Annotated in this window: 23 protein-coding genes and 2 pseudogenes; 11 read left to right on the plus strand and 14 right to left on the minus strand. The window is 58.8% G+C overall.

The genetic code is table 11. The annotated features are described in order from the left end of the window. The coding region (locus tag NKI52_RS26725) for a DUF3363 domain-containing protein (RefSeq protein WP_352700294.1) at positions 1-311 on the plus strand (311 nt) is incomplete at its 5' end. A gap of 243 nt (positions 312-554) precedes the next feature. Further along, positions 555-877, plus strand: a pseudogene (locus tag NKI52_RS26730) (substrate-binding domain-containing protein); the annotation flags it as partial. 126 nt (positions 878-1,003) lie between these two features. On the opposite strand, the gene NKI52_RS26735 reads toward NKI52_RS26730, so the two are convergent. The 4 genes from NKI52_RS26735 to NKI52_RS26750 form a co-directional block, all read right to left on the minus strand. Continuing rightward, complete coding sequence (locus tag NKI52_RS26735) at positions 1,004-2,524, minus strand: sugar ABC transporter ATP-binding protein (RefSeq protein ID WP_352700295.1); 1,521 nt, start codon at positions 2,522-2,524, stop codon at positions 1,004-1,006. Position 2,525: 1 nt separating this feature from the next. After that, positions 2,526-3,497 carry an ABC transporter permease gene (locus NKI52_RS26740; RefSeq protein ID WP_352457842.1) on the minus strand — a complete coding sequence of 324 codons (972 nt, stop codon included), beginning with the start codon at positions 3,495-3,497 and terminating at the stop codon, positions 2,526-2,528. Beyond that, a complete protein-coding gene (locus tag NKI52_RS26745) occupies positions 3,494-4,534 on the minus strand; it encodes an ABC transporter permease (protein WP_352700296.1) in 1,041 nt (346 codons plus the stop codon). The genes NKI52_RS26740 and NKI52_RS26745 overlap by 4 nt, the downstream gene beginning before the upstream one ends. A 133-nt stretch (positions 4,535-4,667) precedes the next feature. After that, on the minus strand, positions 4,668-5,693 hold the full coding sequence (locus NKI52_RS26750; protein ID WP_023680812.1) for a sugar ABC transporter substrate-binding protein: 1,026 nt from the start codon (positions 5,691-5,693) through the stop codon (positions 4,668-4,670). Between the two features lie 149 nt (positions 5,694-5,842). Between NKI52_RS26750 and NKI52_RS26755 the strand changes: the two genes are divergently transcribed. The 3 genes from NKI52_RS26755 to NKI52_RS32775 all read left to right on the plus strand — a co-directional run bounded on the left by NKI52_RS26755 (position 5,843) and on the right by NKI52_RS32775 (position 7,861). Continuing rightward, the gene (locus NKI52_RS26755) at positions 5,843-6,592 is read left to right on the plus strand and encodes a GntR family transcriptional regulator (RefSeq protein WP_352622040.1); all 750 of its coding nucleotides are present in this window, start codon (positions 5,843-5,845) and stop codon (positions 6,590-6,592) included. Further along, the gene (locus NKI52_RS26760) at positions 6,579-7,358 is read left to right on the plus strand and encodes an SDR family NAD(P)-dependent oxidoreductase (RefSeq protein WP_352648450.1); all 780 of its coding nucleotides are present in this window, start codon (positions 6,579-6,581) and stop codon (positions 7,356-7,358) included. Before NKI52_RS26755 ends, NKI52_RS26760 begins: the two co-directional genes overlap by 14 nt. 380 nt (positions 7,359-7,738) lie before the next feature. Then, positions 7,739-7,861 (plus strand): hypothetical protein, encoded by a 123-nt coding sequence (locus NKI52_RS32775; RefSeq protein ID WP_502894702.1) that lies wholly within the window; start codon positions 7,739-7,741, stop codon positions 7,859-7,861. 119 nt (positions 7,862-7,980) lie between these two features. Here the strand turns inward: NKI52_RS32775 and NKI52_RS26770 are convergent, their stop codons facing one another. Beyond that, entirely contained in the window at positions 7,981-8,949 is a 969-nt protein-coding gene (locus tag NKI52_RS26770) for an oxygenase MpaB family protein (protein ID WP_352648452.1), read from the minus strand. A 131-nt stretch (positions 8,950-9,080) separates the two neighbouring features. Between NKI52_RS26770 and NKI52_RS26775 the strand changes: the two are divergent. Beyond that, a pseudogene (locus NKI52_RS26775) lies at positions 9,081-9,161 on the plus strand (short-chain dehydrogenase); the annotation flags it as partial. An 84-nt stretch (positions 9,162-9,245) separates the two neighbouring features. Here the strand turns inward: NKI52_RS26775 and NKI52_RS26780 are convergent. Together NKI52_RS26780 and NKI52_RS26785 are read right to left on the minus strand one after the other, a co-directional pair. After that, a complete protein-coding gene (locus NKI52_RS26780; protein WP_352700297.1) occupies positions 9,246-10,721 on the minus strand; it encodes an ROK family protein in 1,476 nt (491 codons plus the stop codon). A gap of 36 nt (positions 10,722-10,757) precedes the next feature. Beyond that, positions 10,758-11,663, minus strand: coding sequence for a tagatose-bisphosphate aldolase (locus tag NKI52_RS26785; protein ID WP_031213032.1), 906 nt, complete (start codon positions 11,661-11,663; stop codon positions 10,758-10,760). A 282-nt stretch (positions 11,664-11,945) separates the two neighbouring features. On the opposite strand from NKI52_RS26785, the gene NKI52_RS26790 reads away from it, so the two are divergent. The 4 genes from NKI52_RS26790 (at position 11,946) to NKI52_RS26805 (ending at position 16,255) form a co-directional block, all read left to right on the plus strand. Further along, entirely contained in the window at positions 11,946-12,851 is a 906-nt protein-coding gene (locus tag NKI52_RS26790) for a sugar-binding transcriptional regulator (RefSeq protein ID WP_023680283.1), read from the plus strand. Positions 12,852-13,347: 496 nt separating this feature from the next. After that, entirely contained in the window at positions 13,348-14,325 is a 978-nt protein-coding gene (locus tag NKI52_RS26795) for an ABC transporter substrate-binding protein (RefSeq protein WP_352457851.1), read from the plus strand. 120 nt (positions 14,326-14,445) lie between these two features. Next, positions 14,446-15,507 carry an ABC transporter permease subunit gene (locus NKI52_RS26800; protein ID WP_023680285.1) on the plus strand — a complete coding sequence of 354 codons (1,062 nt, stop codon included), beginning with the start codon at positions 14,446-14,448 and terminating at the stop codon, positions 15,505-15,507. Continuing rightward, a complete protein-coding gene (locus tag NKI52_RS26805; RefSeq protein WP_023680286.1) occupies positions 15,500-16,255 on the plus strand; it encodes an ATP-binding cassette domain-containing protein in 756 nt (251 codons plus the stop codon). Before NKI52_RS26800 ends, NKI52_RS26805 begins: the two co-directional genes overlap by 8 nt. Before the next feature lie 79 nt (positions 16,256-16,334). Here the strand turns inward: NKI52_RS26805 and NKI52_RS26810 are convergent, their stop codons facing one another. The 7 genes from NKI52_RS26810 to NKI52_RS26840 all read right to left on the minus strand — a co-directional run bounded on the left by NKI52_RS26810 (position 16,335) and on the right by NKI52_RS26840 (position 23,793). After that, a complete protein-coding gene (locus NKI52_RS26810) occupies positions 16,335-16,541 on the minus strand; it encodes a hypothetical protein (RefSeq protein ID WP_023680287.1) in 207 nt (68 codons plus the stop codon). Positions 16,542-16,987: 446 nt separating this feature from the next. After that, the gene (locus NKI52_RS26815) at positions 16,988-17,833 is read right to left on the minus strand and encodes a carbohydrate ABC transporter permease (protein WP_352524729.1); all 846 of its coding nucleotides are present in this window, start codon (positions 17,831-17,833) and stop codon (positions 16,988-16,990) included. 6 nt (positions 17,834-17,839) lie between these two features. Then, the gene (locus NKI52_RS26820) at positions 17,840-18,778 is read right to left on the minus strand and encodes a carbohydrate ABC transporter permease (protein ID WP_352622030.1); all 939 of its coding nucleotides are present in this window, start codon (positions 18,776-18,778) and stop codon (positions 17,840-17,842) included. 98 nt (positions 18,779-18,876) lie between these two features. Continuing rightward, positions 18,877-20,130: an ABC transporter substrate-binding protein gene (locus NKI52_RS26825; protein ID WP_023680291.1), complete on the minus strand. Its 1,254-nt coding sequence runs from the start codon at positions 20,128-20,130 to the stop codon at positions 18,877-18,879. Positions 20,131-20,756: 626 nt separating this feature from the next. Continuing rightward, positions 20,757-21,902, minus strand: a complete 1,146-nt coding sequence (locus tag NKI52_RS26830) for an ABC transporter ATP-binding protein (protein ID WP_352700298.1) — start codon at positions 21,900-21,902, stop codon at positions 20,757-20,759. Positions 21,903-22,050: 148 nt separating this feature from the next. Beyond that, complete coding sequence (locus tag NKI52_RS26835; RefSeq protein ID WP_352571729.1) at positions 22,051-22,989, minus strand: PfkB family carbohydrate kinase; 939 nt, start codon at positions 22,987-22,989, stop codon at positions 22,051-22,053. Between the two features lie 3 nt (positions 22,990-22,992). Then, positions 22,993-23,793, minus strand: coding sequence for a beta/alpha barrel domain-containing protein (locus tag NKI52_RS26840; protein WP_352457857.1), 801 nt, complete (start codon positions 23,791-23,793; stop codon positions 22,993-22,995). Between the two features lie 230 nt (positions 23,794-24,023). On the opposite strand from NKI52_RS26840, the gene NKI52_RS26845 reads away from it, so the two are divergent. Beyond that, positions 24,024-24,785, plus strand: a complete 762-nt coding sequence (locus NKI52_RS26845) for a DeoR/GlpR family DNA-binding transcription regulator (RefSeq protein WP_352457858.1) — start codon at positions 24,024-24,026, stop codon at positions 24,783-24,785. Positions 24,786-24,953: the final 168 nt, after the last annotated feature.

Consider the following 24,953-nt stretch of genomic DNA (forward strand, 5'->3'; position numbering starts at 1 on the left):
TCACCTTCTCGCGCGACCTTGTAGCCACGCTGGAGCGCCAGGAGGTTACGCGGGTCGGCAAGGAAATGGCCGCTGCGCGCGGCCTTACCTTCGCGCCCGTCCAGCCCGGCAATCATGTCGGCGGCAGGCTGCTAGGCTCGGTCCGTCTTGCCAGCGGGCGCTTCGCCATGCTGGACAATGGTCTCGGCTTTCGGCTCGTGCCCTGGCAGCCGATGCTCGACAAGCGCATCGGCCAGCACATTACCGGCTTCGTGCAAAACAGCGGCGGCATCGACTGGAGCTTCGGCAGAAAACGCGGAATCGGGATGTGACGGCTGAGGTATGGTGCTCACCAAGGCCTTTCCTACTCCAGGTTCCGCTGCCGCGCTCCACAAGGAATTCTGTTGCTCCATCCGTCAGAGCCTTGAGAATTTCGCCGCCGTTTCGGGCGGCCTCGGAGCGGCTGCGGCGGAGAACCCATCAACTTGGCGCGAAGCGTCCGCCGTGGCGCTCGCCCATCGCTATCGCTTGGCGCATCGTTCGCGGCGCTGGCGCAATAGGCCGGCAAGGTCGGCATCGTCGTGAAGATTGGTGGCATTCCGTGGTTCAACGCGATGGAGGCCGGTATCAAGGAGCGCGGTCAGAAGCTCGGCATCGATGCGTTCATGGTTGGCCCGACCAGCGCCGATCCTGCACTTCAGGTTCGCGCCATCGAGGATCTCATCGCTCAGGGCGTAAAAGTCATCGGCGTGGTGCCGAACGACGCCAAGGTGCTCGAGCCGGTGCTGCAGAAGGCCAAGGACGCCGGCATCATCGTCATCACGCATGAATCGCCCGGCCAGAAGGGGACCAATTGGGATTTCGAGTTTGCCTCTGCCAAGGGTTCGGCGAGGCTCATGCCCACACCTCCAGAGAGGACGCACCAAAGCTCAGCGCGGATACCTGCAATCCAGTCCTGCCGAACTCACGCCTGTCCACGGGATCCTCTTGGCCGATGGTGAAAAGTCCTGAAAGTGTGAGGAGCTTAGGCGGCCTCAGCCCTATGGATCAGATTCATGATGCCCTCGCTCATGCCGGCATAGGATCCGTCATTGATTAACTGGCCCTGAAGCCGGTAGTCGTTCATGACCAGAATCCTGTCAGCGAGCAGGATCATTTCGGGCATGTCGCTCGTGATCAGCAAAATGGCAGTGCCGTTGTCGGCGAGTTCTCGCAGCAAATCGTGCAGGTAAGCCTTGGTCTTGATGTCGATGCCGACTGACGGCTCGTCAACCAGCAAGATCTTGACGCCTGCTGCCAGCCATTTGGCGACGCTGATTTTCTGCTGATTGCCACCCGAAAGGTTGGCCACCGTCTGCGCGAGGCTGGGTGTTTTCACCTCAAGCTTCTCGATGTATGGCGTTACCTTGTGTCGCACGAGGCGGTCGGTGAGGAATCCGAGAAGTGCCGAAAGGGGGCGCCACACTGCAATTCCAGCATTTGACAGCACCGAATGCATCAAGACCAGACCTTCGCCCTTTCGATCTTCGCTGACGTATCCCACACGATGCGTGTGGATGGCTTCGCCGACCGACCTGATCCTAACCGGCTTCCCGTCGATCTCGACGGTACCAGCCGTCAGCGGAAACTGACCCAGGATGCATTTTGCAAGCTCGGTCCTTCCGGCGCCCACGAGGCCATAGAGGCCCACAATCTCGCCTTGTCGGACATGCAGATTGACGTCCGAATGGCCTAAAGATGTTTCAATGTTCTTGAGCTCGATGGCCGGAGGAGCCCCAGTCGAGTTGCGCTCCCGCCAGCCGCCTTCACCCTCGGCCCGGCCGATCATCAATCGGACAATGTCTTGCCGCCCCAGGCCCTCCATTGGCCGGCTTTCACAGGCATTCGACCCATCCCTCAGCACTGTGACGCTGTCGCAAAGCTCCTGCGCTTCTTCCAGCTTATGGCTGACAAATAGCAGGCTGGCGCCTTGGTCTCGCAGCTTTCGCAAAAACGAGAATAATAGATCAGTTTCACTCGAGGTAAGTGATGCGGTTGGTTCATCCAGGAGAAGCACTCGCGAGCGCAGAGACAAGGCCTTGGCGATTTCGACCAGCTGCATCTTGGCGACGCTAAGGCGCGATACCGGGGTTCTTGGGTCGATGTCTAATCCGAGGGCCTCAAGCCAACGCGCGGCCTGCTTGTTCAAGTCGGCATAGTCCACCGGCTTTAGCAACGAAGCCCCAAGTTGCTCGAGATGGATATTTTCCGCAACAGAAAACCTCGGGATAAGATTCCGTTCTTGATGTACGACGCCAACACGATGAGCGATGGCCTCGCGCGGCGAGCCGAAATGAACCTCTTGGCCCTCCAGGATGAGGCGGCCGGCATCGGGGTGGTGAACACCGGTAATGATCTTGATAAGCGTTGACTTCCCTGCGCCGTTTTCGCCGAGCAAAGCATGTATGGAATGAGTTTTAAGTGTCAGGGAAACGCCCTTTAGGGCCTTTACGCCTGGAAAGGACTTCTCAATGCCCAGAGCCTGGAACGCTATCTCGCTCGCCATTTCAGAGCCTCTTGAGATTTCGTGACAAACGACTTTCGCGAAAACGATTGGCGCCGACTGCCGCCAAGATCATTGCGCCCAGCACGACCTGCACGAGGAACGGGTCGATGTCGAAAAGCACGAGGGCTTGTGTGATTATTGCAACGATCACCACCCCGAGCAGCGTAGCGGGCACGCTGACGTGTCCGCCGGCCAAGACCGCGCCGCCGATCACGGGCGCGGCAAAAGACAAAATTAGCCAGTCGTCGCCGATCGTCGGTTGACCCATTTGTAAACGGGCAACAAGGAGAAGACCGGCAAGCGCTGCAAGAAACCCCGAAAGGGCGTGCGCGATGACAACTGTATTTGCAATCGATATTCCCGACAATTCTGCGGCATGTTGATTGCCGCCGACTGCCAAAATAAACCGCCCTATGGGTTGCCGATTAAGCATGAACCACAAGGCTAGCCCGACAGCCATGGTCGGGAGCATCAACCAAGGAATGATCCCGAAGATCGCGCCCTGTCCGATGGATTTCACGCCGTCTGAGATATCATAAAAGGGTTGGGCATGTGTGATGCCCAAATTGATGCCCTTGTAAACGGACAGGCTGGCGAGGGTAATTACGAACGCCGAAATGCCAGTTCGGGCGATCAGAAATCCGTTTATTACGCCGCATATGACCCCGAGCGACAGCGCGGTTAAGGCGGCAAGGGATGCGGGCACGTGCCACGCGTCCATCATGCCGGCGAAAACAATAGCGCAAAGACCGCCGATAGCCCCGACAGACAAATTCATCTGACCGATAGCGATGATGAGCATTTGCGAAAACGCGATCAGGCCATTTACTGCAATTGCGAGCAGCAGCACCTGAATATTCAATGGCGATAGGAATGATGGGTTGAAGCCCCCCACGATCGCAACGGCGACGATCGTAACCAGCAGCGGCCCAAACCAGTCGCTCCGCACGGCGTTGGCGAAGGAGCCGTTCATGCCATGTTCCTCCGGGCCAGAAAGGTTCGGCGTGTTTTGTCCATCAATACCGCAGCCAGCAAAAGCAGACCCAAAAAGCTCTGAATCCAGAAATCGCCCAGCTGTAATAGAAGCAAACCACTAGTCAGCATCGTCACCAGAAACGCACCTAGGCACGTCCCCAGCACCGATGCCTTGCCGCCCGCCAAAAGTGTTCCCCCCAACACAGGACCAAGGAACGCGATGAGCAGCCAGTCCTGTCCGAGTTGTCCCGCCATTGATGGGATCGCCGCTCCATTGCGTGCGACTAGCATCAGAGCCGCACAGGCGGCGAGCGCGCCAGACAGCATGTGGCAGTATATGAAGATGCGCCCGACATTTATGCCGGACATCTCCGCCGCTTCGGGCTTGGCGCCAGCAGCCAGCATCTCCCGCCCAACCGCCGTCAAATTATAAAGATATCCTAGAAGCAATGCAGCCAGGAGGCTGACCAGGAGGAGCGGAGAGAAAAAACCCAACAGCTTGAGGCGTCCGAACGCTGCAAAGACGGGTGGCAGAGCGCGATAGGATTCTGCACGCGTCAGGAAAATCATTACGCCGAAGAAAATGCTCATTGTAGCGAGCGTGATGATGAAGCTGTGCAATCCTGTGCGAACGGAAGTCCATCCGTTGATAAAGCCCAGCAAGGCGCCAAGGGCCACCGCTGAGAGAATTGCGAGTGGCCATGGAAGCCCGACCACCTCAATGAGATAGCCGCAAGTCATTGCGGCACAAACGCCGATCGCCCCTACAGCAAGGTTCAATCCCCCAGTTATAACGACGACCATCATGGCCAAGCCGATCATGATGTTGACGGCTGCGATACGACCGAGGGTGAACAAATTGAAGGCCGAAAAGAAACCTTCTGTTGTGAATTTGAAGGCCAGAGCAAAGATTACAATCAGGGCAATGAGCCCGAACTCATTGGTCAGATAGAATCGCGTCTCGGTGGCATTCCTGCGCGGCTTGCCGACGATGTCGCCACTGGGACCCTTCGCCGGCACATCTGAATAAGACATGGTTTCGCACCTTCAATGGCTAGGCTGCCATCTTATCAGGCCTGGCTCTGGGTCACGACAGACACCGTGCAATTTGGTTGGACGACCGCCGGGTCTGCTTGAACGCAGCCCGGCGGCATTGGCGGAAGTCTCGTTACTTGCAGGTCAGATAAGTCGCCTGGAAGGTTTCAAAGAGCTTCTTGGTCGTGTCGCGCATGGCGTCAACATAAGTGTCGATTTTGTCGGCCGCGACATAGACGGTTCCCGAGTCGATGAACTTGTCAGTGAGGGCATTCTTCTTAAAAGGCGCATCGGTCTTGACCGCGCAACCCGAACGAAGCTTGTCGAGAACGAAAGTGCCGATATAGCCTTGGCCATACGGATTCTGCAGCATTGTGCCATTCACAAAGCCATCCTTGATGGCCTTCAACACAACTTGATCGTGATCAATGGCTACCATCTTGATCCGCTTGTCGCCGATCTTTCGGACTGCGTTCGAGGCTACAACCGCAGGGACCCAAGCGGTCGTGATGATGCCATCGACGTCGTTGGCGTGAGCTGCCAGGTAGGCATTAATCTTTTCCTCGGCTGGCTCGGGCGCATCAATGTCAGCGATGACCTGGACGACCGTTGCGCCTTCTTCCTCCGCCGCTTTTTTGACGGCGTCGATGCGAAGCTGGGTATTCGGATCAACAAGGAAGCCGGTGAAATGGGCAATGCGCTTCTTGGTGCCCGTCAGTGTTTTCAAAAGCTCCTTGGTTCCAATGTATGCTGAATTGCCAGTGTCGGTGCCGAGGCAGAAGGTTGCTGAAGAAGGATCCTTGAAGCACCCTGCGCCGCCGATGACAGGCGCGCCATTGGACACGAGCTCGTCGACGGTACTGACCGATCCGACGGGGTCACCTGGGAAAATCAGAAAGCCGTTATAACCCTGGGTCAAAAGGCTCTCGAGCAGCTGGTTCTGCTGGCTGAGTTCCCACTTTTGCGGCACCTTATAGTCTGCTGCGGCCAGGCCAAAATCCTTGGCAGCATCCTTACCAGCTTGCTCCCACGCCGCGAAGTAGGGGTGCGGACCTCCGGGAACCAGCGCAATTTTTGAATCTCCAGCGGCGAAGGCGGACCCCACGCCTATTGCGGATAGCAGTCCAATCGCGAGCACGCGACGCAAATAGTTCGACATCAAAACTCCTCCCGTTGAGAGCGCCGCCTTCCCGCTTAAAATTGTCGAGACCGCCAGCGCAAATGCCTTGCATTCACCGCAGAAGTTCTAGTACACTTGTATACAAGGTGCAACTGCTTTTTTGTTGATGGCATTTTTCGGAGGACATTGTGCAAGAAGGCGAGCGGAACGCGATATCGCGTTTCGACCAGAATGGAGCGAAAGCCATGTCTTCCGGATTGGCTGAACTAGACGTGTTTTTGAACCGGCGCAGTTCGGCGAGTGAGCAAATTTACTCCGTCCTGCGCGAGGCAATCGTGCGTGCGAAGCTCTTGCCGGGCGAATCGATTAGTGAAAACGCGGTGTGTCGCCAGTTCAATGTGTCTCGCACACCTGTGAGGGCAGCGATCCAAAGATTGGCCGAAGACGGACTTGTAAGTGTCTTTCCGCAGCTCGGCAGTTTTGTTTCGCAAATTGATATCGTCAGCATCCAAGACAGCCATTTTGTCCGCCGTTCTCTGGAAACTTGCCTTCTTCGCGAAGTTGCGCCGCGTTGGACGCCAGCGATGAGCGCTGAAATGCGTTCACTGGTGGCGGCTCAAGAACGGAGTATCGCTGAGGGCGATATTGACGGATTTCACGACAATGACGAGAATTTTCACCAATTGTTTGCGTCTTTCGCGCAGCGACCGGGAGTTTGGACGACCATCCACGCTGCTAAAGCCAAGCTGACTCGCTTTATTCGTTTCTCCGGCAATGCCGCACGGTTTGCGGTTGTGCTGCAGGAGCATTTGGCAATTCTGGATGCGCTGGATGCCAATGACGGACCCGGTGCGGAAGCCGCATTGGTCGCCCATCTCGATAAAATCTTTGTCCTTTTCGACGCGCATGCGTCGGAGACACGTCATGCCGCGGTCTGACCAAGCAATGGAGAATTCCCGCTTGCAATCGCTAGAAGGAAAAACCGCTGTCGTAACTGGAGGCGCAGGCGCTATCGGCTCCGCAATCGCAGTGGAACTGGCGCGCGCCGGCGCTCAAGTAGCAGTCCTGGATCTGCTCCCCAAGGCCGCAGAGGCGCTGGCGTCGCGGATAGGGCATGGCGCCGTTGCCGTCGGTGTTGATCTGGCAGTTGAGAGTTCAACGCGCGCGGCGGCGGAGAAGGTTCTTCAGCACTTCGGTTCGGTCGACATTTTGGTCAACAATGCTGGCATTCTGTCGAACCACAAAATGGCAGATACCTCGATCGAGGAATGGCGAAGGGTCAACATAGTCAACGTAGAAGCCGCATTCCTTCTCGCCCAGATATTTCTTCCAGGGATGCGGTCGAAGCGGTGGGGTCGGGTGGTCAATATCTCCTCCTATGCCGCCAAAAGCGGAGGCTTGACCGCAGGGACGGCGTATTCAGTTTCGAAAAGCGCGATGATAGGGTTGACCTTTTCGATTGCCCGCGAGACCGCTGGCCAGGGCGTAACCTCGAATGCAATTGCCCCCGCCTACGTAATGTCGCCGATGGTTTCCGAACAGCTCAACGACGAACAGCGCGCGGCCCAGCTTGCTCAAATCCCGGTCGGGCGATTTTGCGAACCTCAAGAAGTCGCCCACACCGTTTCATTCCTCGCGTCACCTCTAGCCGGGTTCATCACGGGTGAGGTTATCGACATGAACGGTGGTCTCCATTTCGATTGAGCTGCATACAATGGAAAATCGTCGTTCTTACGCCAATTTGGCGCTCGCATCAGCCGGTGTCCAAATTCATCGGTACGATCGACGGAGTGTGACGCCCGGAATCGTGCATCTCGGTATCGGCAACTTCCACAGGGCCCATCAGGCAATCTATACGGTGATTGCTTGGCCGCGGGACAACTCGATTGGGGCATCATTGCAGCCTCCCCCGGAGTTCGGACACGCGGGACGCGCTTGCTCCCCAAGATGGTTTGTACACAGTTGTCAGTCGTCAAGATGAACAGACGAGCCTTCGGATAGTCGGTTCTATCGGCCATATTCTTGTCGCACCGGAGGGCCCCGCTCAGCTGCTGGAGGCGCTCTTTGACCCGCGGATCAGGATCGTGACTTTGACAGTCACCGAGAAGGGCTACACGGTCATCTCGGGCGGCGGCTCCGGCCACGAGCCGGCCCATGCCGGTTTTGACGGTACGACGGCTTCACTGTTGCCGGCAGCCGTCCGGTAGTTTGTTCGCATCTGCTTGGCGGGCCTCCGTCACGCCCCACCGTCCAGTGGGCTATCGAGTTCGTGCCTTCAAGACGCGTTAACTAGAAGCTGAACGTCTGCACGACGCGGGCCTGACATTTAGGTCAAGGAACACTGTCCGGTTCTGTGTAAGTTTTCGGATGCCGTTCGGCGATAGAGATAGCTCTCGGAAAGGCCGAGGCGGCGGCACGACTGGACGGCTGGTGATGAATGAAGCGCGGTGCTGTCGCAAATTGCAGCCGTCGTCTTCACAACAGCACGCTCCCACGGCTTCAAGGTCCAGCGGTCGCCGAGTTCCAACCGCTTGCGGACCCATTGGGGTAGGATCTCGACGGCCGCCTTCAGAAGCGGCCGCTGAAGGGGTCGAGCAACTCCCGGCAAGGCGGGAACTTCTTCCATGATCTGCAGGAACTCCGAGACGATCGGCGACGCGACGAGTCTTTGCCTCATCACGTCGAACAGCGCGTAAAGCTCGGCCTGAGACGTGGGCGCGCCGACCGCACCATAGAGAAGCGCCACGGGGCGAGCCTCAGCAAACATCGCGTCCCGTTCGAAAAAATGCAGACGATGCACATAGGTGTGATAGGCCTCCATGAAACCAAACGCGGCCGTCGCTTGCACCCAGTCCAGCAGCTCCGGGTCGGTGGCGTGGTATGGCTCGCCTTCGCTGGTTCGACCCGAAACGCGCCCATGCATCCTGACCACATCTTCAATCATGGCCTTAGCCTTGGATCGGGGGCCGTAGACCGTGACCAAAGCAGCGAGGCCCGTACGCTGCAATCGTCGGAGCGCGAGGGAGCGGAAGCTGCTGTGCTGCCAAATGGCGTCGCGAACCCGCGGCTCTGCCAATTCGAGCAGCACCGCCGTTACCCCGCCGATGAACAGCGCAACAGGGTTCTTGAAAATGCGCCAGGTTACGGAATTGGGTGGTAACAGCGCCGGCTCGCCTTCCGGAGTCGAGAAGTCCATCTGAGATCCGAGCCGCTGGCGCATGAACGACTGGGCAAGAGTGTCCACACGACGCTCAAGCGGGCGAGGCAGAGAAATGATGCCCGAGTTGCGAAACATGGTACGCCTCGAACTACTGAGAATAGCAAGCGTTAGACCTGTGGCTGGCGGATGCAATATGCACGAACGTCTTTGGTCTTCCCGTTGTTCCAAATCATCCTCGCGCGAAGCCGATGAACCCTGCTTGATCTGCCCTGTTGCCGATGATGATGGAGCAAGGCTCGGGCGTGGTCATCCATGTCACCTCGATCCAGCGCGAGCTTCCGCTCCCGGCATCAAAATCAAGAGCACGAGTGAATCACGCCGCGGATAAGTCGCGCGCGGATCATCATTTCAGGCGCGCAAGCTTCGCCTGCCTATGTGTCAATCGTCGCCCGCAGCCATTGCGTGATGGCATCGAAAGCGATTGGTTTTGTCGTATCGACATCAAAGAGCGGTCCACGCCGCAGCGGCTCGGCGCGCTTGGCCAGCTCGATCAGCTCGGGGACATAGGCCGCCCCGGGGTGGCCAGCGGGACGCTGGTCGAGCCGTGCGCGATAGCGCTCGGCAAGAACCTCGCCGGGTGCATGACACCAGATTTCGGCGGTCCGCTCGACACCAGCCCTTCGCAGGTGATCCTCGAGCACCTGGCGCGGCTGGAAGCCGAACCAGGCATCGACGACAACTGTTGTGCCCGCGGGAGCTTCGCCGACGACCGACCAGATGGCTTCATAACTGGCGCGACCGAGCGAGCGGTTGAATTCACGATCGCCGCCGCCGAGCACTTCGAGGAACGGGTTCTTAATGGTATCGAGCGTAAGCAATGGCCACCCTAGGCGGTCGGCGATACCGCGCGAGACCGTGCTTTTGCCGCTGGCGGGGATGCCGTTGACGAGCACGGCGCGCTGGCCGGGCACGGCACGCCGGCCCGGGTTGAGTCCAGCGGATGGCGAGGTCACCGGCGAGGCCGTAACCGCCGCCTGCCCTGCCAGCGCTTGCAGACCGGCGCCGATGACGCCGGCGTCGTCGCCGAGTTGCGCCGGTTCAACAGGGCATTGGTACCAGGGAGCCAAGGCCGGAGCCTTGGCAAGCGCCTGATGGGCCGCCTGGCCAAGTCCGCCGCCGAGCAGCACCAGATCGGGGGCGAACATCGCCACCGCTGTATCAATTGCCGCACGCAACGGTCTGGCCCAGGCTTCCAGTATCCCGCGCACCGGCGTGTCGCCGCTCGCATCCCGGGCGAAAAGCTGATCGACCGAGATATCCGGACCGAGGCCTGCGCGTGAGATGTGACGGCCAAGTGCTGTACCGGAGCTGGTGGTTTCAACGCAGCCGCGCCGGCCGCAGACGCAGGCTTCGCCTGATATGTCGACAGTGATATGGCCGAGCTGCCCCGCCGTCCCCTTGCCGCGGACGATCTGCCGGTCTTGAGCCACGGCACCACCAATGCCGGTCCCGATGGTGAACATGACGATGTTTTCGTGACCCATGGCGGCGCCTCGAGCCATCTCGGCGACCAGTGCCATGTTGCAATCATTGTCGATCACGACGGGCTTGCCCGCCAGGTTTTCCAGCCGTTGCGCCGGGGAGACCGAGGCGAGGTTGACATAGCCTCCGGACAAGACGGCGCGACGCCGCGCATCGACGCGTCCCGGGACGCCGATGCCGATGGCGGCAACCTCCGGAGAATCGAGCCGGCGCACCATCTCGGCGATCCGGGAGAGCATGAGCGCCGGGTCCGGCGCGCTCTTTTCGGACATGCGGTCAAGGATTTCGCCTCTGCCGGAAATGCGGGCGGCGCGCAGATTGGTGCCGCCGATATCGATCCCGATGGCCATCGAACTATGAGGCATGACGTCCCGTGTGTGCCCGGTGTGAACGGCGAATGACTAAGCGGCTTTCTGCCGGTAGTTTCCGATCACGGCCTGAAGCTCGTGCAATCTCGACACTGCGATGGTCTTAAGCCTTTCCCGCTGAATGTCACGGTCCAGCGAGATGCAGTCCTTCCACAGCGACCGGCCGGCGATCACGCCTGACGCGCCGTTCTTCATCGCGATCTCGACCTGGCCCAGGAACGTTGCGTGGTTGACGCCGGCGGAGAGGACCGCCCATGGCACCTCGCCAGCCATGCTGCTGATCCTGGCGCAGGCTTCCGGCGTTCCGGGATAAGGAAGCTTGAGCACCTTTGCCCCGCATTCCAGCGAAATCCGAGTGCCCTCTTCGACAAGCCAGGGGATCTTGGCCGTATAGTCTTCAAGGCTTTCGCCTTCGAGTTGATAGGTCAGGAATTCGACGATGAGCAGCAGGTCCTCTTGCCCGAAGTCGGCGATGCACTGGCGCAGAATGGCGACGTTATACTCGTTCGCCTCCGGTCTGTCGGCCCTGAGATAGACCATGATCTTGCCGCCGGTGCCACCGAGTTCGCGGACGCGGCGCGCGTCGATGTCGGGAACGAGGCGCGACAGCCGGTAGCCGGCGGGCGAGACGTCGAAGCCCGAGGCATCGAGGCCGATGAGCAGAGCCGTATCCCGGTTCAGCACCCCTTCATCGACAACCCGCGGCACCGCGCAGAGCGGGTCGAGCAGCACGCAGGATGCCTGACTGGCGAGGTATCGCGTGATGTCCTCCTTGGTGTCGCCGAGCATGTCGTTGGTGATTTTGGCCTGTTCGGCAGGGTCCGACGCCAGCAAGGTCCGCATGCCGCCGCGCTGGTCACAGGCGATGGCCATCATGGCCCCGTCCTTGCCGCATATCTGCTGATAGCCGCGTAACTCCGCCGTCGTCATCTTTGTCATGGTCTTTTGTCCGATGTTGGCGCCCATTCACCAGGGCGCAGATCCGTGGAACAAGAAATGTTCAGTTTTTACCTGCCTGCCGGCAGGAAGGTTTGCCGCTTTGATGCGCTATCGAACCGAGAAATCTGGCTTGGCAGCAACGTTCGGTGGAAACGAACCCAAGTTGCGAGTCTGCCGGATTTGCGCGATAACTCCCATCGGTTGATGGGTCTGTAACACATTGCTGAAAGGAATTGCAAGCTGTCTGTCCCTCCCACACAAGATGCGGCCGCATCGCGGACGATGCTGCATACGGTCGCCAAAATGCACTACGAGGCGGAGATGTCGCAGGTCGACATTGCGCGCCGGCTCGGTGTCTCCACCGCCACCATATCGCGTTTGCTGCAGCGGGCGAGAGCAGAGGGCATCGTGCGGATCGAGGTTCTCGATCTTGTGACGCCCGAGGACATCACCAGGCAGTTGATTGACGGGTTGGGGCTGCGCGACGCCGCGGTTGTCGAAACGCCGGCAGCCGGAGCGCTGACGGCGCTCGCCGCACCGCTCGGCGCCTTGCTCAAGCAAGCGGAACTGACGGCCGGCTCGGTGGTTGCCGTCGGCTGGGGGCGAGCCATCCGCGAGGTGATCCGGGCAGGCCTGCCGCGCATTCCCGGGGTCCTTACCGTCGCTGCCACCGGCGGCATGCAGCAGCAGGCGGCGCATTTCCAGATCAACGAGTTTGTACGGCTGGCCGCCGAAGAGTTCGGCGGGACGCCGCATTTCATCCATGCGCCCTATCTGCCGTCCACCGAATTGCGTCAGGTCTTCCTTGGCGATGCGGCCATCCGCGACAGCGTCGCGCTTTGGGACCGGACCGACGTTGCGATCGTCGGCATCGGCCTGCCCCATGCCATCAATCCGCCCGAGGCGAGCGCGGCCACACTGAGCGAACAGGCCCTGTTTCATGCGGCTGGAGACGTCATCCGCCATTACTTCGACGCCGAAGGCACCCTTATCCCGTGGGAAGGGGAGGGCCGGATGATCGCAATGTCGCCGGCCCAGCTTCGAACCGTCCCCTTGGTCATCGGCGTTGCCGCCTCGCCGGAGAAGGCGACGGCCATCATCGGTGCCGTCCGCGCGAGACTCATCAATGCCCTGATAACGGACACGAAAACGGCGCAAGCCATCCTCGTGGCTCTCGTGCCTCGATAGAAGGCGGACACCATGATGCGCGACATCGGCGCGCCTGATCAATCCTGAACCGATCGACGCCACGCGGTCCGGGAGCCTGGGGCCCCGAAATCACCTGTTGTCTCGTCAGGGACTTGGGGGCAATAGTCTGCCGTGCGGGCCCTGCGGAGCAGACAGATGTTGTCCGGTTTGAAAAGCGTTCCGGCCAGGGAAGTACCGGTTGCAATTTCTTTCAGCAAAGTGTTACAACCTGCCGCTAGGCGCGCATGCGCGCCGAGCGGCGCAGTTCTCTGGACCTTGCGGATGCGAGGAAACGGGACTGCGGGCAGCAGGGCTGGTCGGTTTCGACTGGCTGATCTAATGACTGGGCGCCTGGGAGGAGCTGCCCGTAACAGCAAGCAGGCGAAACCCGTTTTCCGGCCGTCAGCGCATTTACGATTCGTAGCCTGAACAGATTGACGGCCATTCCCGATATCAATCGCAACGGCAAATCTGCCAACATTATGAGGAGGATGTTATGAAGAAGATTGTTGCCGCCCTGGCGGCTCTCGCCATCTGCGCAACGGCGCTGATCACGCCCGCTTTGGCGCAGGACAAGAAGTTCACCATTGCTCTCGTTCCGGGCCTTACTACCGACGGCTTCTACATCACCATGCGCAAAGGCGCTCAGGCGGCGGCCGATGCCCTTGGCGTGACCCTGGTGTTCCAGGGCGCTTCGGATTTCAATCCGGTAACGCAAGTCCCCGTGCTTGACGCGGTCATCGCCAAGAAGCCAGACGCGATCCTGATCGCGCCAACCGACAAGGTTCAATTGGTCGAGCCGCTCCGCAAGGCCAATGATGCCGGCATCCCGGTGATCACCGTCGACACTTTCATCGGCAGCGGCGTCTACCAGACCGGTGCCGGTGAGGCGGATTTCCCGCTGTCCTATATTGCTTCGGACAACATTCTGGGCGGCGAGATCGCCGCGCGGGCATTGGTCAAGGCCATAGGCGGCAAAGGCAAGGTCTATGTTTCCAACGTTAAGCCCGGCATTTCGACCACCGATCAGCGTGAAGAGGGCTTCAAGAAGGAGATGGCGAAGCATCCGGACATCACCGTGCTCGAGACGCAGTTCAACGACGACGACGCCAACAAGGCTGCCTCGCAGCTCCAAGCGACGTTCGCGCGCAACTCCGATCTCGTTGGTGTGTTCGGTGCAAATCTGTTCTCGGCGATCGGCGCGGCGAACGGCGTCAAGCAGGCAGGGCAAAGCGGGACCATCAAGGTCGTCGCGTTCGACGCACCGGTCAGCATCGTCGACAACATCAACACCGGCTTGGTGGACGTTGCGATTGCCCAGCATCCGGCCGAGATCGGCTATTTTGGTGTCGTTTCTGCCTATGCCCACCTGACCGGCCAGTCGATCCCGGTTGCGATCGGCACCGGCTTTACGATCATGGACAAGTCAAACATCGCGGACCCGAACATCTCGAAGTACCTCTATTCCGAATGAGGTACCTCTATTCCGAATGATTCCAACCAGCTTGGTCCCCTTCCGGCTTGCCGGGAGGAGACCAGCGCCGGGTCTCTGGGACCCTGTTGACGGAGGCCGCGCTGCGGATCGGATGTGTCAATGACTTCAACATCACCAACCGAGCAGAGCGAAACCCATGTCGCCCCTCAGGCCGACCATGGTGATCCGGCCAGGACCTGGCTCGGACGCATCGCCGAAGGGCGCGCCTGGCTGTTTCTCGCCGGCCTGATCATCTGTTTCGAGGTTTGGTCGAGGGCCTCCTTCGGCGCGACCTTCGTGCTCAATCCGTTCAACGTGCAATCCATTGCGATATTTGCCGTGGCGCCGTTGCTGCTTGCGACCGGACAGACATTCGTCATCATTTCGGGAGGCATCGACCTCTCGCTGGGCTTCATCATGGGCCTTGCTGCTGTTGTTGCGGCCCATGCCACGAATCTGGCTGGCGCCGCCATGCCGGTGCCTCTGGCCATGATGGTGGGCATTCTGGCGGCCGTGATCGTCGCGGGAGTCCCTGGCATGATCAACGGCTTGCTGATCTCGCGCCTCAGAATTCCGCCCTTCATCGGCACGCTTGGCATGTTTGGCGTGGCGCGCGGCGCTGCTTTCCTGCTCGCCGGCGGCACGACGGTGCCGGTCCAGAATTCCTGGTTCGCGCTGCTCGGCAACGGCAGGTTCTACGGTGTGCCTTATCTCGTCATCATTGCAGCCGTTTTCGTCGTCGCGATGCACTACATCCTGAGCCAGACCCGGTTCGGCCAGCATAACTACGCCATCGGCGCCAATGTGCAGGCGGCTCGTCGTGCCGGCATCGACATCAGAGGCCATATCCTGCGCCTCTATGTGCTTTCGGCGATGTGCGCAGGCCTCGGTGGCGCCCTCTATGCAGCGCGCTTCACCGCGGGCGCGGCCCAGGCCGGCGAGCCGTTGCTGCTCGACAGCGTCGCAGCCGTCGTGATCGGCGGCGCCAGCCTGTTCGGTGGATCGGGCACGATCTTCGGGACGGTCGCCGGTGCGCTGGTGATCGCGGTCATTCAGTACGGGCTGGTTTTCGTCAATGTCGAGCCGTTCTGGCAGTTCATCGCCGTCGGCGTCGTCATCATCATTTCCGTTCTCATCGACCAGGCGCAGCGCCGGTTCAGTGGAGCCCGTCAGGATGAATAGCCCAGGCCAGACCACCCCCCTCCTGGAAGTCCGGAATCTTTCCAAGCACTTCGGCGCCGTCCGGGCGCTCAACGATTTCTCCATGGTCGTGCGGCCGGGCGAAGTGGTGGCCCTGGCGGGCGACAACGGCGCCGGCAAGACCACGCTGATCAAGGCGATATCGGGCGTCTTTCAGCCGACGGGCGGTGAAATTCTGCTGAGGGGTCAGCCGGTGACATTTGCGACGCCGCATGAGGCGCGCGAAAAAGGCATCGAAACCATCTATCAGGATCTCGCTCTCGCCGACAATTTGTCCATCGGCGCCAATATCTTCCTTGGCCGTGAACCCATGCGCAAGGCCTTCGGTTTCTTGCCGGTGCTCGATCGCAAGGCCATGGCCGTCGCCGCCAAGAAGACCATGGGGCGATTGGACTTCCATGTCAGCCGGCTCGATGCCCCGGTCAGCAATTTCTCCGGCGGTCAACGGCAGGCTGTTGCCATCGGCCGGGCCGTCTATTGGGACGCGCAGATCCTGATCATGGACGAACCGACCGCGGCCCTCGGCGTGCCCGAACAGCGCAAGGTCATTTCGCTCATCCACCAACTCAAGGCCCAGGGCAGGGGCGTAATCTTCATCTCGCACAATTTGCTGGATATTTTCGCCGTGTCCGACCGCATCATCGTGCTGCGGCGCGGCGTCCAGGCCGGCGAGCGCAAGATATCGGAAACCAACCATGACGAAGTCGTCAAGCTGATGGTTGGCGGATAGACCGCGAGCCGGAAAGCGTAGACCCGCCAGCCGGGAGCCAATGCAATCTCCTCGTAGGATCTACCCTAAAAGGGCAGCTTCAGCGCATAATCCCCGTAGTCTGTTTCATGCGATCAATGATCTCCGCCATCAGCGCCAAGTCGCGACGAGAGTCCGCGAGATCGGTCAGAGGTTTGGTGCCGTCCATGATGTGGCGATGGAAGCTTTCGAGCTCATTGGAGAAGGCATCGCCATAGAGCGGCCCGTATGTCCGCGTCACAGGACCGCCGACGCCGGCTTTCGTCACTTCCAGCCGCGCTGATCGATGCCTTGTCCGCGTTTCCGCATGTTTTATAAAAATTTGACACGCGTCAAGATTTAAAATGGTGTGCCGCGGGTTTTGATGTGCTGCATTGCAGCAGACCGGTGTCGAGCTATCGCGGCATCAGATGGCGAAATCGACAAGGCAGGGGATGCCGAGGCCAGGCTAGAAGCCGGCTTGGTCAGCAGTCGGATTCAACTTCCGAGTGCGCCACTCAGGTCGACGGCAGCGGCGTCAGCGCCGGGCCATCGGGGCGAAACAGTTGGGAAACCGCGGGAGAGATGTCGAGCGCGATCAGTCGCCGCCTTCGGCCTGCACGACCCTCGACGTGCAGGATTTGGCATAGCGCTGGCGCTGTCAAAGACCGGACCTTCGGGGCCGGAATGGGTTGATGTGTTCAGCAGCGAACAGCGAACTGGCAGTCAGTTTGCTCAGCTCTTCACCGACCCGGCGGCCAGGCCCGCGAGGAAGTAACGTTGTGCAATCAGATACAGGATCAGAAGCGGGAGTGATCCCAGCACGCTCATCGCCATCATCTCGTTCCATTCGAACGCATGTTGGCCCATAAGCAACTCGATACCGATCGGAACGGTCCGCATGTCCGTCGACTTCGTCAAAGTAAGCGCAAAAAGGAACTCGTTCCACGCCAACAGAAACGTATAGACCGCGGTCGCGACGACGCCGGGGACTGAAAGAGGGATAATCACACGCCATAGCGCTGTCCAACTTGACCCCCCATCGACCAGCACTGCCTCATCGAGTTCCTTTGGCAGGGTATTGAGATAGCCGGTCATCAGAAGGATTGCGTAAGGCAGGGTGAATACCATGTAGGTTAGAATCAGCGCGAAATAGGTGTTGAAAATGCCGAAGGCGACGACCATGCCGAAATAGGGAATCAGAAGCGTGATCGGCGGTACGGTCTGTGTGCTGATGATGAAGACGTTAAGCGTATTCTTAAGCCGGAATGAATAGCGGCTGAAGCCATAGGCCGTCAGAATGGCGATCAGTAACGTCAGAAGGGTTACCACTCCCGCGACCAGATAGCTGTTGAGAAAGAAGCGCACCTTGGTCGGATCATTGAAGATCGAAAGATAGGCCACGTTCGTGAAATGGTCGGGCAACAGTCTCGGCGGCAGGGCAAAGATCTCGGTGTTCGATTTCAACGAAGTGAAAAACATCCACAGGATTGGAAAGCCTGCAAAGACCAGACCGGCCGCGAGCCCGAGATATGTCAGTACGGTCGGCAAAACGGTGTTTTTGAAGGAGCGCTTTGCCATTGCCGGTCACCTGGCCTTCTGGTGTTTGATGTAGAAGTAAGTCGCGCCCATCGAGATGATCAAGATGAAGATCGCGCTCGCCGAAGCCTGTGAAAATTCGTAACTCGAAAACGCAAGCTTATAGGTATACGTGCTCAGCACCTCGGTCGAATGGATCGGTCCACCGCCCGTTGTCATCCAGACCAGGGGGAAGACTTGCATCGTCCAGATGAAATCCAGCAGGGCGATGCTGATGATGATCGGCATCAGCTGCGGGATCGTGATGTACCGAAACTTTTGGAACTCATTGGCGCCATCGATGCCGGCGGCTTCGTAAAGGTCCTTGGGGATGCCCTGGAGACCGGCGAGCAAGCTGACCATATATAGAGGGTATCCCGCCCAGATGTTCGCAAACGTCAATGCATGGATCGCGGTTTTCGTCGAGGAGAACCACTCGACCTTGAAGTTGACGATATGGAGCGTCATCAAAATGCTGTTGACCACGCCATTGGGATCCAAAAGCAGCCGCCAGATGATCGCGATGATGACTGCCGTAAAGAGCCATGGCAAAATGTAGAGAACACGCAGGATGCTTCTAATCATCGGAGGGACGCGTTGGGTGTTCAGCAATAGGGCGAAGGCCAGGCCGATTAGAAGGTGGAAAATGACGCTCATCACCGTGAAATAGAGGGTCTGCCCGACCGACTGCCAGAAGACTGGATCTGTGAAGATCGTCTCGTAGTTCTGCAACCCTATGAAAGCAGCGTCCTTTTTCATGATTGCGCCGTCCATCAGCGAATAGCGCAGGACCGTGATCATGGGAAACAGCATTAGTAGACAAAACAAAAACGTGGCGGGTGCCACATAAAACAGCGGAGTGAGCCGCTTTCTCGTCTTGTAAGAAAGCATGCCACGCTTGCGCATTTTCGTTCGCGCGACGATCAAACCTTCGTTGGCGAGGCTCATGAGGTACAATCCGCTTGGTCATCGACCGTATGGTCCGGTTCCGATGCAGCGGCAGCGCGATAGATCTTATCGCGCTGCCGAATTGTCTGAAGCGGCGCCTACTTGGCGAAGTCAACCAACCACTGCTTTTGCGTGTTGGCAGCGGCCTCCTTTGCGGTTTGCTGGCCGTCGAACATCTTTTGCACTTCGACGTTCATGTCGCGCATCAGGTCTTCGGCCACCGGCAAGCCCACGAATTCATTGGCCAAGTGACCGCTTTGGAAGATCTTGAAGGCTTCCTCGAACAGCGGGTCCGATTTCGAGAAGTCAGGCTTCGCTTGCACGTTGCCCGGAAAGGCATTTGCGAGCGATACCAGGCGGCCGTTCACTTCCGGGCTCATCAGATATTCAACAAGCTTCCAGGCTTCTGCCTTATGCTCGGTGCTGTTGCTAATGCCGATGCCCCAAGAGGCATAGGGCAGTCCGCGCTTACCCGTATAGCCGTCGACCGCAGGAAGCGCAGAGATACCGAACTTGAGATTGGGGTTACGCTGGCGGATAAGATTGATATGAGCCAGCGAGTCGATCATCATTCCGACACGGCCGTTGACGAACTCTTCGACCTTGTCCTGTTCCTTCTTGGCAAAGATGCCTGGCGATATGACGCCGGCGTCCTGTAGCGACTTGACGTATTCGAGTGTACCGACCACGGCCTCATTTTCCACGTCGGGCTTGCCGTCCTTGAGCATCGATGCTCCGGAAGCCCAGACCCAAGACATCACGTCGTTCTGGATGCCGCCGGGGTTTTGCAGCGATAGCGGCAGCACCCACCCGTACTCGTTCTTGTCCGCATTGGTCATCTTCTTCGCGGCAGCGGCGAATTCTGTGCGGTTGGCCGGCATCTTGTCGACACCAGCAGCCTTGGCCAGATCGAGGTTGACGAAGACCGGGTATACGAACGAGGCGAGCGGGAACATGACGCTTTGGCCGTTGACCTTGATGATGTCAGCGATCTGGCTCTGATCATATTTGGCGTCAGCCATCAGGCTGTCCATGGAAGCGATTGCGCCCTGCTTTGCAAGGCCATTGACCCATGCTCCGTCCAGGCCGACGACGTCGCTGAGCGTCCCCGACGCGGCGCCGACTACGATCTGATCATGGGTGGCGGAATAGGGACCGCTGACGAGCGTCACCTTGATACCAGGGTTTTTGGCTTCGAAGTCGTCCATGATGCTACGCAGAGCACCGGCGGGCATTTCCGGCTCCCACCATTGGATGAATTCGAGATTGGTCTCAGCAAAGGCGCAGGTAGCAGACAGTGCCCAGACAGCCACAGCGGACGTGGCCGCAGCAATATATCTTCTGACGTTCATGTTTTCCTCCTAGGAGCGACGTTTGGCTCGATCCTCCCGATCGCGATCAAACTAGGTTCTTTTCCGGGTCTTTGTGTCAATCAAGAACTGCAATCGTGAAAAATGGGTAGGATGCCGGGACGTTATGACTGAATGTAAGCCATTGATTGGTATATGGTTTTCTTAAGTTCTCTGGCGGTAGTTTTTCCCTTGTGCACATTGCTTGTGCCGCTTTCTTTCTCTATTTTCGTAAACAAATGAAAGCCACTCCCCTAAAAAGAAAACAAATGAAAGTCGTATATTCGAAGAGAAAAAACGCCATTCGGTGGGGTCGCGCGCTCGCGTAGACGTCGCAATTCAGAGGCGTTCAGGCGATCGTTTTGGTTGTCGATGACAGGGTGCCGCCGGGCACAAGACGATCTCCACCTCCGGTGGAAAAATCGGCTGTCGCGCGCTGAACCGATGTCGAGCAAAGTCTCACCAATTGCCAACGAAGACGGCCCGAGCTGTGATGGGCGAGCGAGAACTGGTCGGATTGCCCAGGAGAGCGAAGCCAGCGTCTACCGTCACCTACGCAAATGGACCAGAAGACGGAAGCGACATTTGCGCCTCCGTCCCTTTAGCCGGGTCAACCATCGCGGACCACGCTAGATTGTGAGGTGCGTCTGGGGATCGAAGAAGTGCAACTTGGCCGCATCGATCGCCAGATCAATCAACGCGCCCGGCCGGACCGCGCTGACGGCTTCAAACCTCGCTACGACATTTGCTGCGCCGCTTAGATCTTCAACAGCATCTGGGTCGCCAGAATCGATTCGAACCGCGTCGACCTTCAAATGAACGATAAGCTCGGATCCCAATTCCTCTGTCGTCTTCACGATGGCCGGTAGAGTGGCATGTCGCGATCCCGATTCCAGACTGCCGTCGTAAAGATCCTCGGGGCGTATGCCGAAAATGAGCGTCTTGCCTTCGAAGGCGCTCAGACCAGGAGAGCGCTCAAACGCACTCGTCGGCACCGGTATCGAAAAGGTCGGCAGGTTGATCCTGCCATTGTGCAAACGGCCTTCGAACAGGTTCATCGACGGCGAGCCGATGAAACCCGCGACGAAGGCATTGACTGGTCGATTATACAGCGTCTTTGGCGTGTCGACCTGCTGAAGGACACCGCCTTTCAAGACCGCAACCCGGTCGCCCATGGTCAAGGCTTCGGTCTGATCGTGTGTTACATAAATCGTGGTCACCCCCAGCTGTCTTTGCAGGCTGACAATTTCCGCGCGCATTTGCACGCGCAGCTTGGCATCGAGGTTTGACAAGGGTTCATCCATGAGAAAGGCTGCCGGTTCGCGCACCATCGCGCGCCCCATGGCGACCCTCTGGCGTTGTCCGCCAGACAGCGCGGCCGGCTTACTGTCGAGCAGCGTGTGCAGCTGCAGGGTCTTTGCTATTTCATGGACGCGCTTCGTCCGCTCGGCCTTGCTCTTCCCCGCAAGCTTCATCGAAAAGCCTATGTTGTCGAACACTGTCATATGCGGATAAAGGGCATAGTTCTGAAAGACCATCGCAATATCCCGGTCCTTCGGCGCTAGGTCCTCAACATTCTCTCCACCAATGGTCAGGGTTCCGCTGCTGATCTCCTCCAGCCCCGCGATCATGCGCAAGGCTGTCGATTTTCCGCATCCCGAAGGGCCAACGAGAATGAGGAACTCGCCGTCGTTTATCGTCAGGCTAAGATCCTTGATGGCTTGGAATTTCGTCCCGTAGGTCTTGCAAATTTTGTCCAACACAACAACAGCCACGTCACATCCTCCCTATTGTCAGCGCTACCTAAACATCGAATAGCCTCCGCGCGGCGCGACTGCAGATCGAACCGGCATTGCTATCTGCGCGGTTAACCGCGCGCCTCGGACGTCCCACCAGCAGCGGCAATATCCGAGTGATGAATTCTCAGTCTGGCGACGTAATCGGTATGGGCACAGGTGCATTTTCTTTCGCCATCCACGCGACACAGGCGTTGTGATCCGGCAGAGCCATGCGGCCACCCCGGCCCGTCACTGAGATCGCGGCCGCGGCAGTTGCATAAACAGCGCAGGCGACAGGCTGCTTTCCCTGCGTAAGGGCGAAGGCATAGGCGCCATGAAAACAATCCCCCGCGCCGGTCGTGTCCACTGCCCTGACCTTGTAGGCCGGAACGTGCCACAAAACGACATCGTCCTTTTGCCGGATATAGGCTCCTCGATCGCCTTCGGTTAACACGACCGCGGAGCGGTCATCTGACCACAGCTTGCGCAGGATCGCTGTCGCCTTGGCCTCGCCAGTATAGGTTTGGGCAAATTTCAGAGGCAATACCAGGTGATTTGACAGGCGGATCAATCGTTCGGTCGCAGGTCCGACAGTCCACTCAATATCGGCCACCACCGCCAGACCCAGCTTACGGGCACGAGCAACAATCATGTCAGCGTGCGTGGCGTAACCGTCGATCAGCAGCACCTGGGCTTGCGCAAGGACGCTATCGGCCAGCGCATCGGAGGTCCCGTGCGGCACATCATCATCATAGGCGATGAACCTGTCACCATCGGGCGCGACCGTAATAACCGACCGGATCGGCTTGGCATCGGCACGACGTGGCGCGAAAGATATGTCGACGCCGTGTCGTTCAAGCTCGTGGGCGCCGACATCCGTAAGTGGCTGATCACTCAGCCAGCCGATGAAACCGGCACGCCCCCCCAGCTTGGCGACAGCAACGAGTGCCGTCGCCACATTGCCGCCGTGGTCCTTCGTGCGATTTGTCACCTTCCCTTTGCCAGCACCCAGCGGGCTGTCGACATAGATGATGTCGTCAATCGCCAAGGCTCCGAAGCCCAAAACCTGCAGATTGCCGGTCACAGCTCACGTGCCCGCAGCCGCCAAAGCGTCTTGCGGTGCCATCCCATCGTGAATGACGCACTTGAATGCACGCGCTGCCATCGTGGTGTCACCGTGCCCCCACAGATTGCGCCCCACGACGGCACCCTTCGCACCGGCGCGCAGGGCTTCAGACGTCTGGGTGAGAGCGCCCAGAAGATCCTCGGTCTTCGGACCGCCGGCGATAACGATGGGAACCGGGCAAGTTGCCACGGTTTCCTTGAATGAGTCGAAGTCCCCGGTGTATCCGACCTTGATCACGTCAACACCGGTCTCAAAACCAATCCGCACTGCGTAGGCGATTTCGTCGGGGGTGAAGACGATCTTGCAGCCGTTTGAATAGTCGCGGGGATAAACATGTGCAACGACCGGCATTTCGAAACGAGCAGCCGCGTTGACCGTATCGGTAAGCCAACGAATGTAGTGACCCTCGGTATCGCCCCGCACCGGAATGGCGACCGCCAGCGCATCGGCACCATAGCGCACTGCATCTTCGGGCGTCGCGATCAACTGACTGATCCGATCGTCGGGCGTAAAGCATCCCGCCTGAATGACCAGCGCTGCCTTGCCGGCGTAAGCCGGCCACAAATGACGCGCCGCACCAGGCTGAATGCTGATGTAATCTGGCTCTCCGGCCATCACCCGCTTGAGCGCGCCGGGCAGATCCGCAAGGCCTCCCTCGCGGACGTTGCCGTACCCTACGAAATGGTCGACGGCACCACCGAACAGGTTCCCAGATCGATGCGAGAACAGCCGCGACAAGCGAATTTTAGTTCCAAGGCCCATATCAGTGCAGTCCCTTCGCAATTGTTGATCTGACGTTGAGGACCCTAACTCGAAAGCAAAACAATATTCAATATTTCGATTTCTTTCGTTTCGATATAGGTTGCAACTGCAACGGCTAGCGTTCGCTGCGGTGAGGCGGTATCCCTCGAATTCTCAAACGCAGGCCGGTTTCCTATTCGATTTTCGAAAGGTTGGCGTGCAGTTATCCAAACAGCAATTCGGGGTTACACATGCTTGCGGAACAACGGCGACATCAGATCATGCTCGCGCTTCAGCGGACCGGCCAGGCGCGTACCAGCCAACTGGCGGAAAACTTCGGCGTCTCCGAGGTGACCATCAGGTCCGACCTGGAAATTCTGGATGCAAAAAAGCAGTTGATCAAAACGCATGGCGGTGCGATCGCCTTGCCCGCTGATTCGCCCGCGGCGGCCTTCGAAGAGCGGATGTCTCGCAATTTCGATGCCAAACGGCGTATCGCGCAGATGGCGGCGCGCCAGATCATAGACAACCAGTCCGTGGTGTTCGACAGCGGCTCGACGTTGCTGCAGGTCGCAATGCAGATGCCCCCGGTCAACAATGTGGTAGTAGCCACAACCGCGATGAACATTGCACAGCATCTGATGTATCGCCCTGGGCTGGACGTGCATATGATAGGCGGTCGGGTCTATCCCTCGACGGTCAGCACGATCGTGTCGGATTTTGATAGGGCTGTGGGCGGCCTTGTGGCCCACCAAGCGTTCCTCAGCGCGCATGCGATCGATCAGTCATTCGATGTCGTCGATGTCTCAGAAGACATTGCGCGCACAAAACGCAATCTGGTTCGTATGGCCAGGCGCGTGATCCTTGTGGCGGATTCAAGCAAATGGGATATTGGCGCCTCATCTAAGGCATTTTCGTTGTCACGTGTCGATCTGATCATCACCGACACCGCTATGCCCTTTGGGATTCGCAGTCGATTGGACAAGCTGGGAGTCGAAGTGCGCTATGTCTAGGTGCCTTCCGGATTGTGGTGCTCAGAATTGGCAGCTCGTCCCATTGGCAACCGAGTCCCTAGGCCCCGACTCGGACGGCCCTCTCGGCCGCGTGCAATTCTGCCTGGCGGCAACCGATATCCGGAGTCAATTAGGCTTGTACTTTTCGCGTTAACTAATAAATTTACG

The sequence above is a fragment of the Mesorhizobium sp. M0590 genome, from assembly GCF_040320905.1.
Lineage (GTDB): Bacteria > Pseudomonadota > Alphaproteobacteria > Rhizobiales > Rhizobiaceae > Mesorhizobium.

Coding starts and splice junctions, on each gene's coding strand:
- NKI52_RS26735 (WP_352700295.1), bottom strand. CDS start 2,524: ATGGCGAGCGAGATAGCGTTCCAGGCTCTGGGCATTGAGAAGTCCTTT.
- NKI52_RS26740 (WP_352457842.1), bottom strand. CDS start 3,497: ATGAACGGCTCCTTCGCCAACGCCGTGCGGAGCGACTGGTTTGGGCCG.
- NKI52_RS26745 (WP_352700296.1), bottom strand. CDS start 4,534: ATGTCTTATTCAGATGTGCCGGCGAAGGGTCCCAGTGGCGACATCGTC.
- NKI52_RS26750 (WP_023680812.1), bottom strand. CDS start 5,693: ATGTCGAACTATTTGCGTCGCGTGCTCGCGATTGGACTGCTATCCGCA.
- NKI52_RS26760 (WP_352648450.1), top strand. CDS start 6,579: ATGCCGCGGTCTGACCAAGCAATGGAGAATTCCCGCTTGCAATCGCTA.
- NKI52_RS26770 (WP_352648452.1), bottom strand. CDS start 8,949: ATGTTTCGCAACTCGGGCATCATTTCTCTGCCTCGCCCGCTTGAGCGT.
- NKI52_RS26780 (WP_352700297.1), bottom strand. CDS start 10,721: ATGCCTCATAGTTCGATGGCCATCGGGATCGATATCGGCGGCACCAAT.
- NKI52_RS26785 (WP_031213032.1), bottom strand. CDS start 11,663: ATGACAAAGATGACGACGGCGGAGTTACGCGGCTATCAGCAGATATGC.
- NKI52_RS26790 (WP_023680283.1), top strand. CDS start 11,946: ATGCTGCATACGGTCGCCAAAATGCACTACGAGGCGGAGATGTCGCAG.
- NKI52_RS26795 (WP_352457851.1), top strand. CDS start 13,348: ATGAAGAAGATTGTTGCCGCCCTGGCGGCTCTCGCCATCTGCGCAACG.
- NKI52_RS26800 (WP_023680285.1), top strand. CDS start 14,446: ATGACTTCAACATCACCAACCGAGCAGAGCGAAACCCATGTCGCCCCT.
- NKI52_RS26805 (WP_023680286.1), top strand. CDS start 15,500: ATGAATAGCCCAGGCCAGACCACCCCCCTCCTGGAAGTCCGGAATCTT.
- NKI52_RS26815 (WP_352524729.1), bottom strand. CDS start 17,833: ATGGCAAAGCGCTCCTTCAAAAACACCGTTTTGCCGACCGTACTGACA.
- NKI52_RS26820 (WP_352622030.1), bottom strand. CDS start 18,778: ATGAGCCTCGCCAACGAAGGTTTGATCGTCGCGCGAACGAAAATGCGC.
- NKI52_RS26825 (WP_023680291.1), bottom strand. CDS start 20,130: ATGAACGTCAGAAGATATATTGCTGCGGCCACGTCCGCTGTGGCTGTC.
- NKI52_RS26840 (WP_352457857.1), bottom strand. CDS start 23,793: ATGGGCCTTGGAACTAAAATTCGCTTGTCGCGGCTGTTCTCGCATCGA.
- NKI52_RS26845 (WP_352457858.1), top strand. CDS start 24,024: ATGCTTGCGGAACAACGGCGACATCAGATCATGCTCGCGCTTCAGCGG.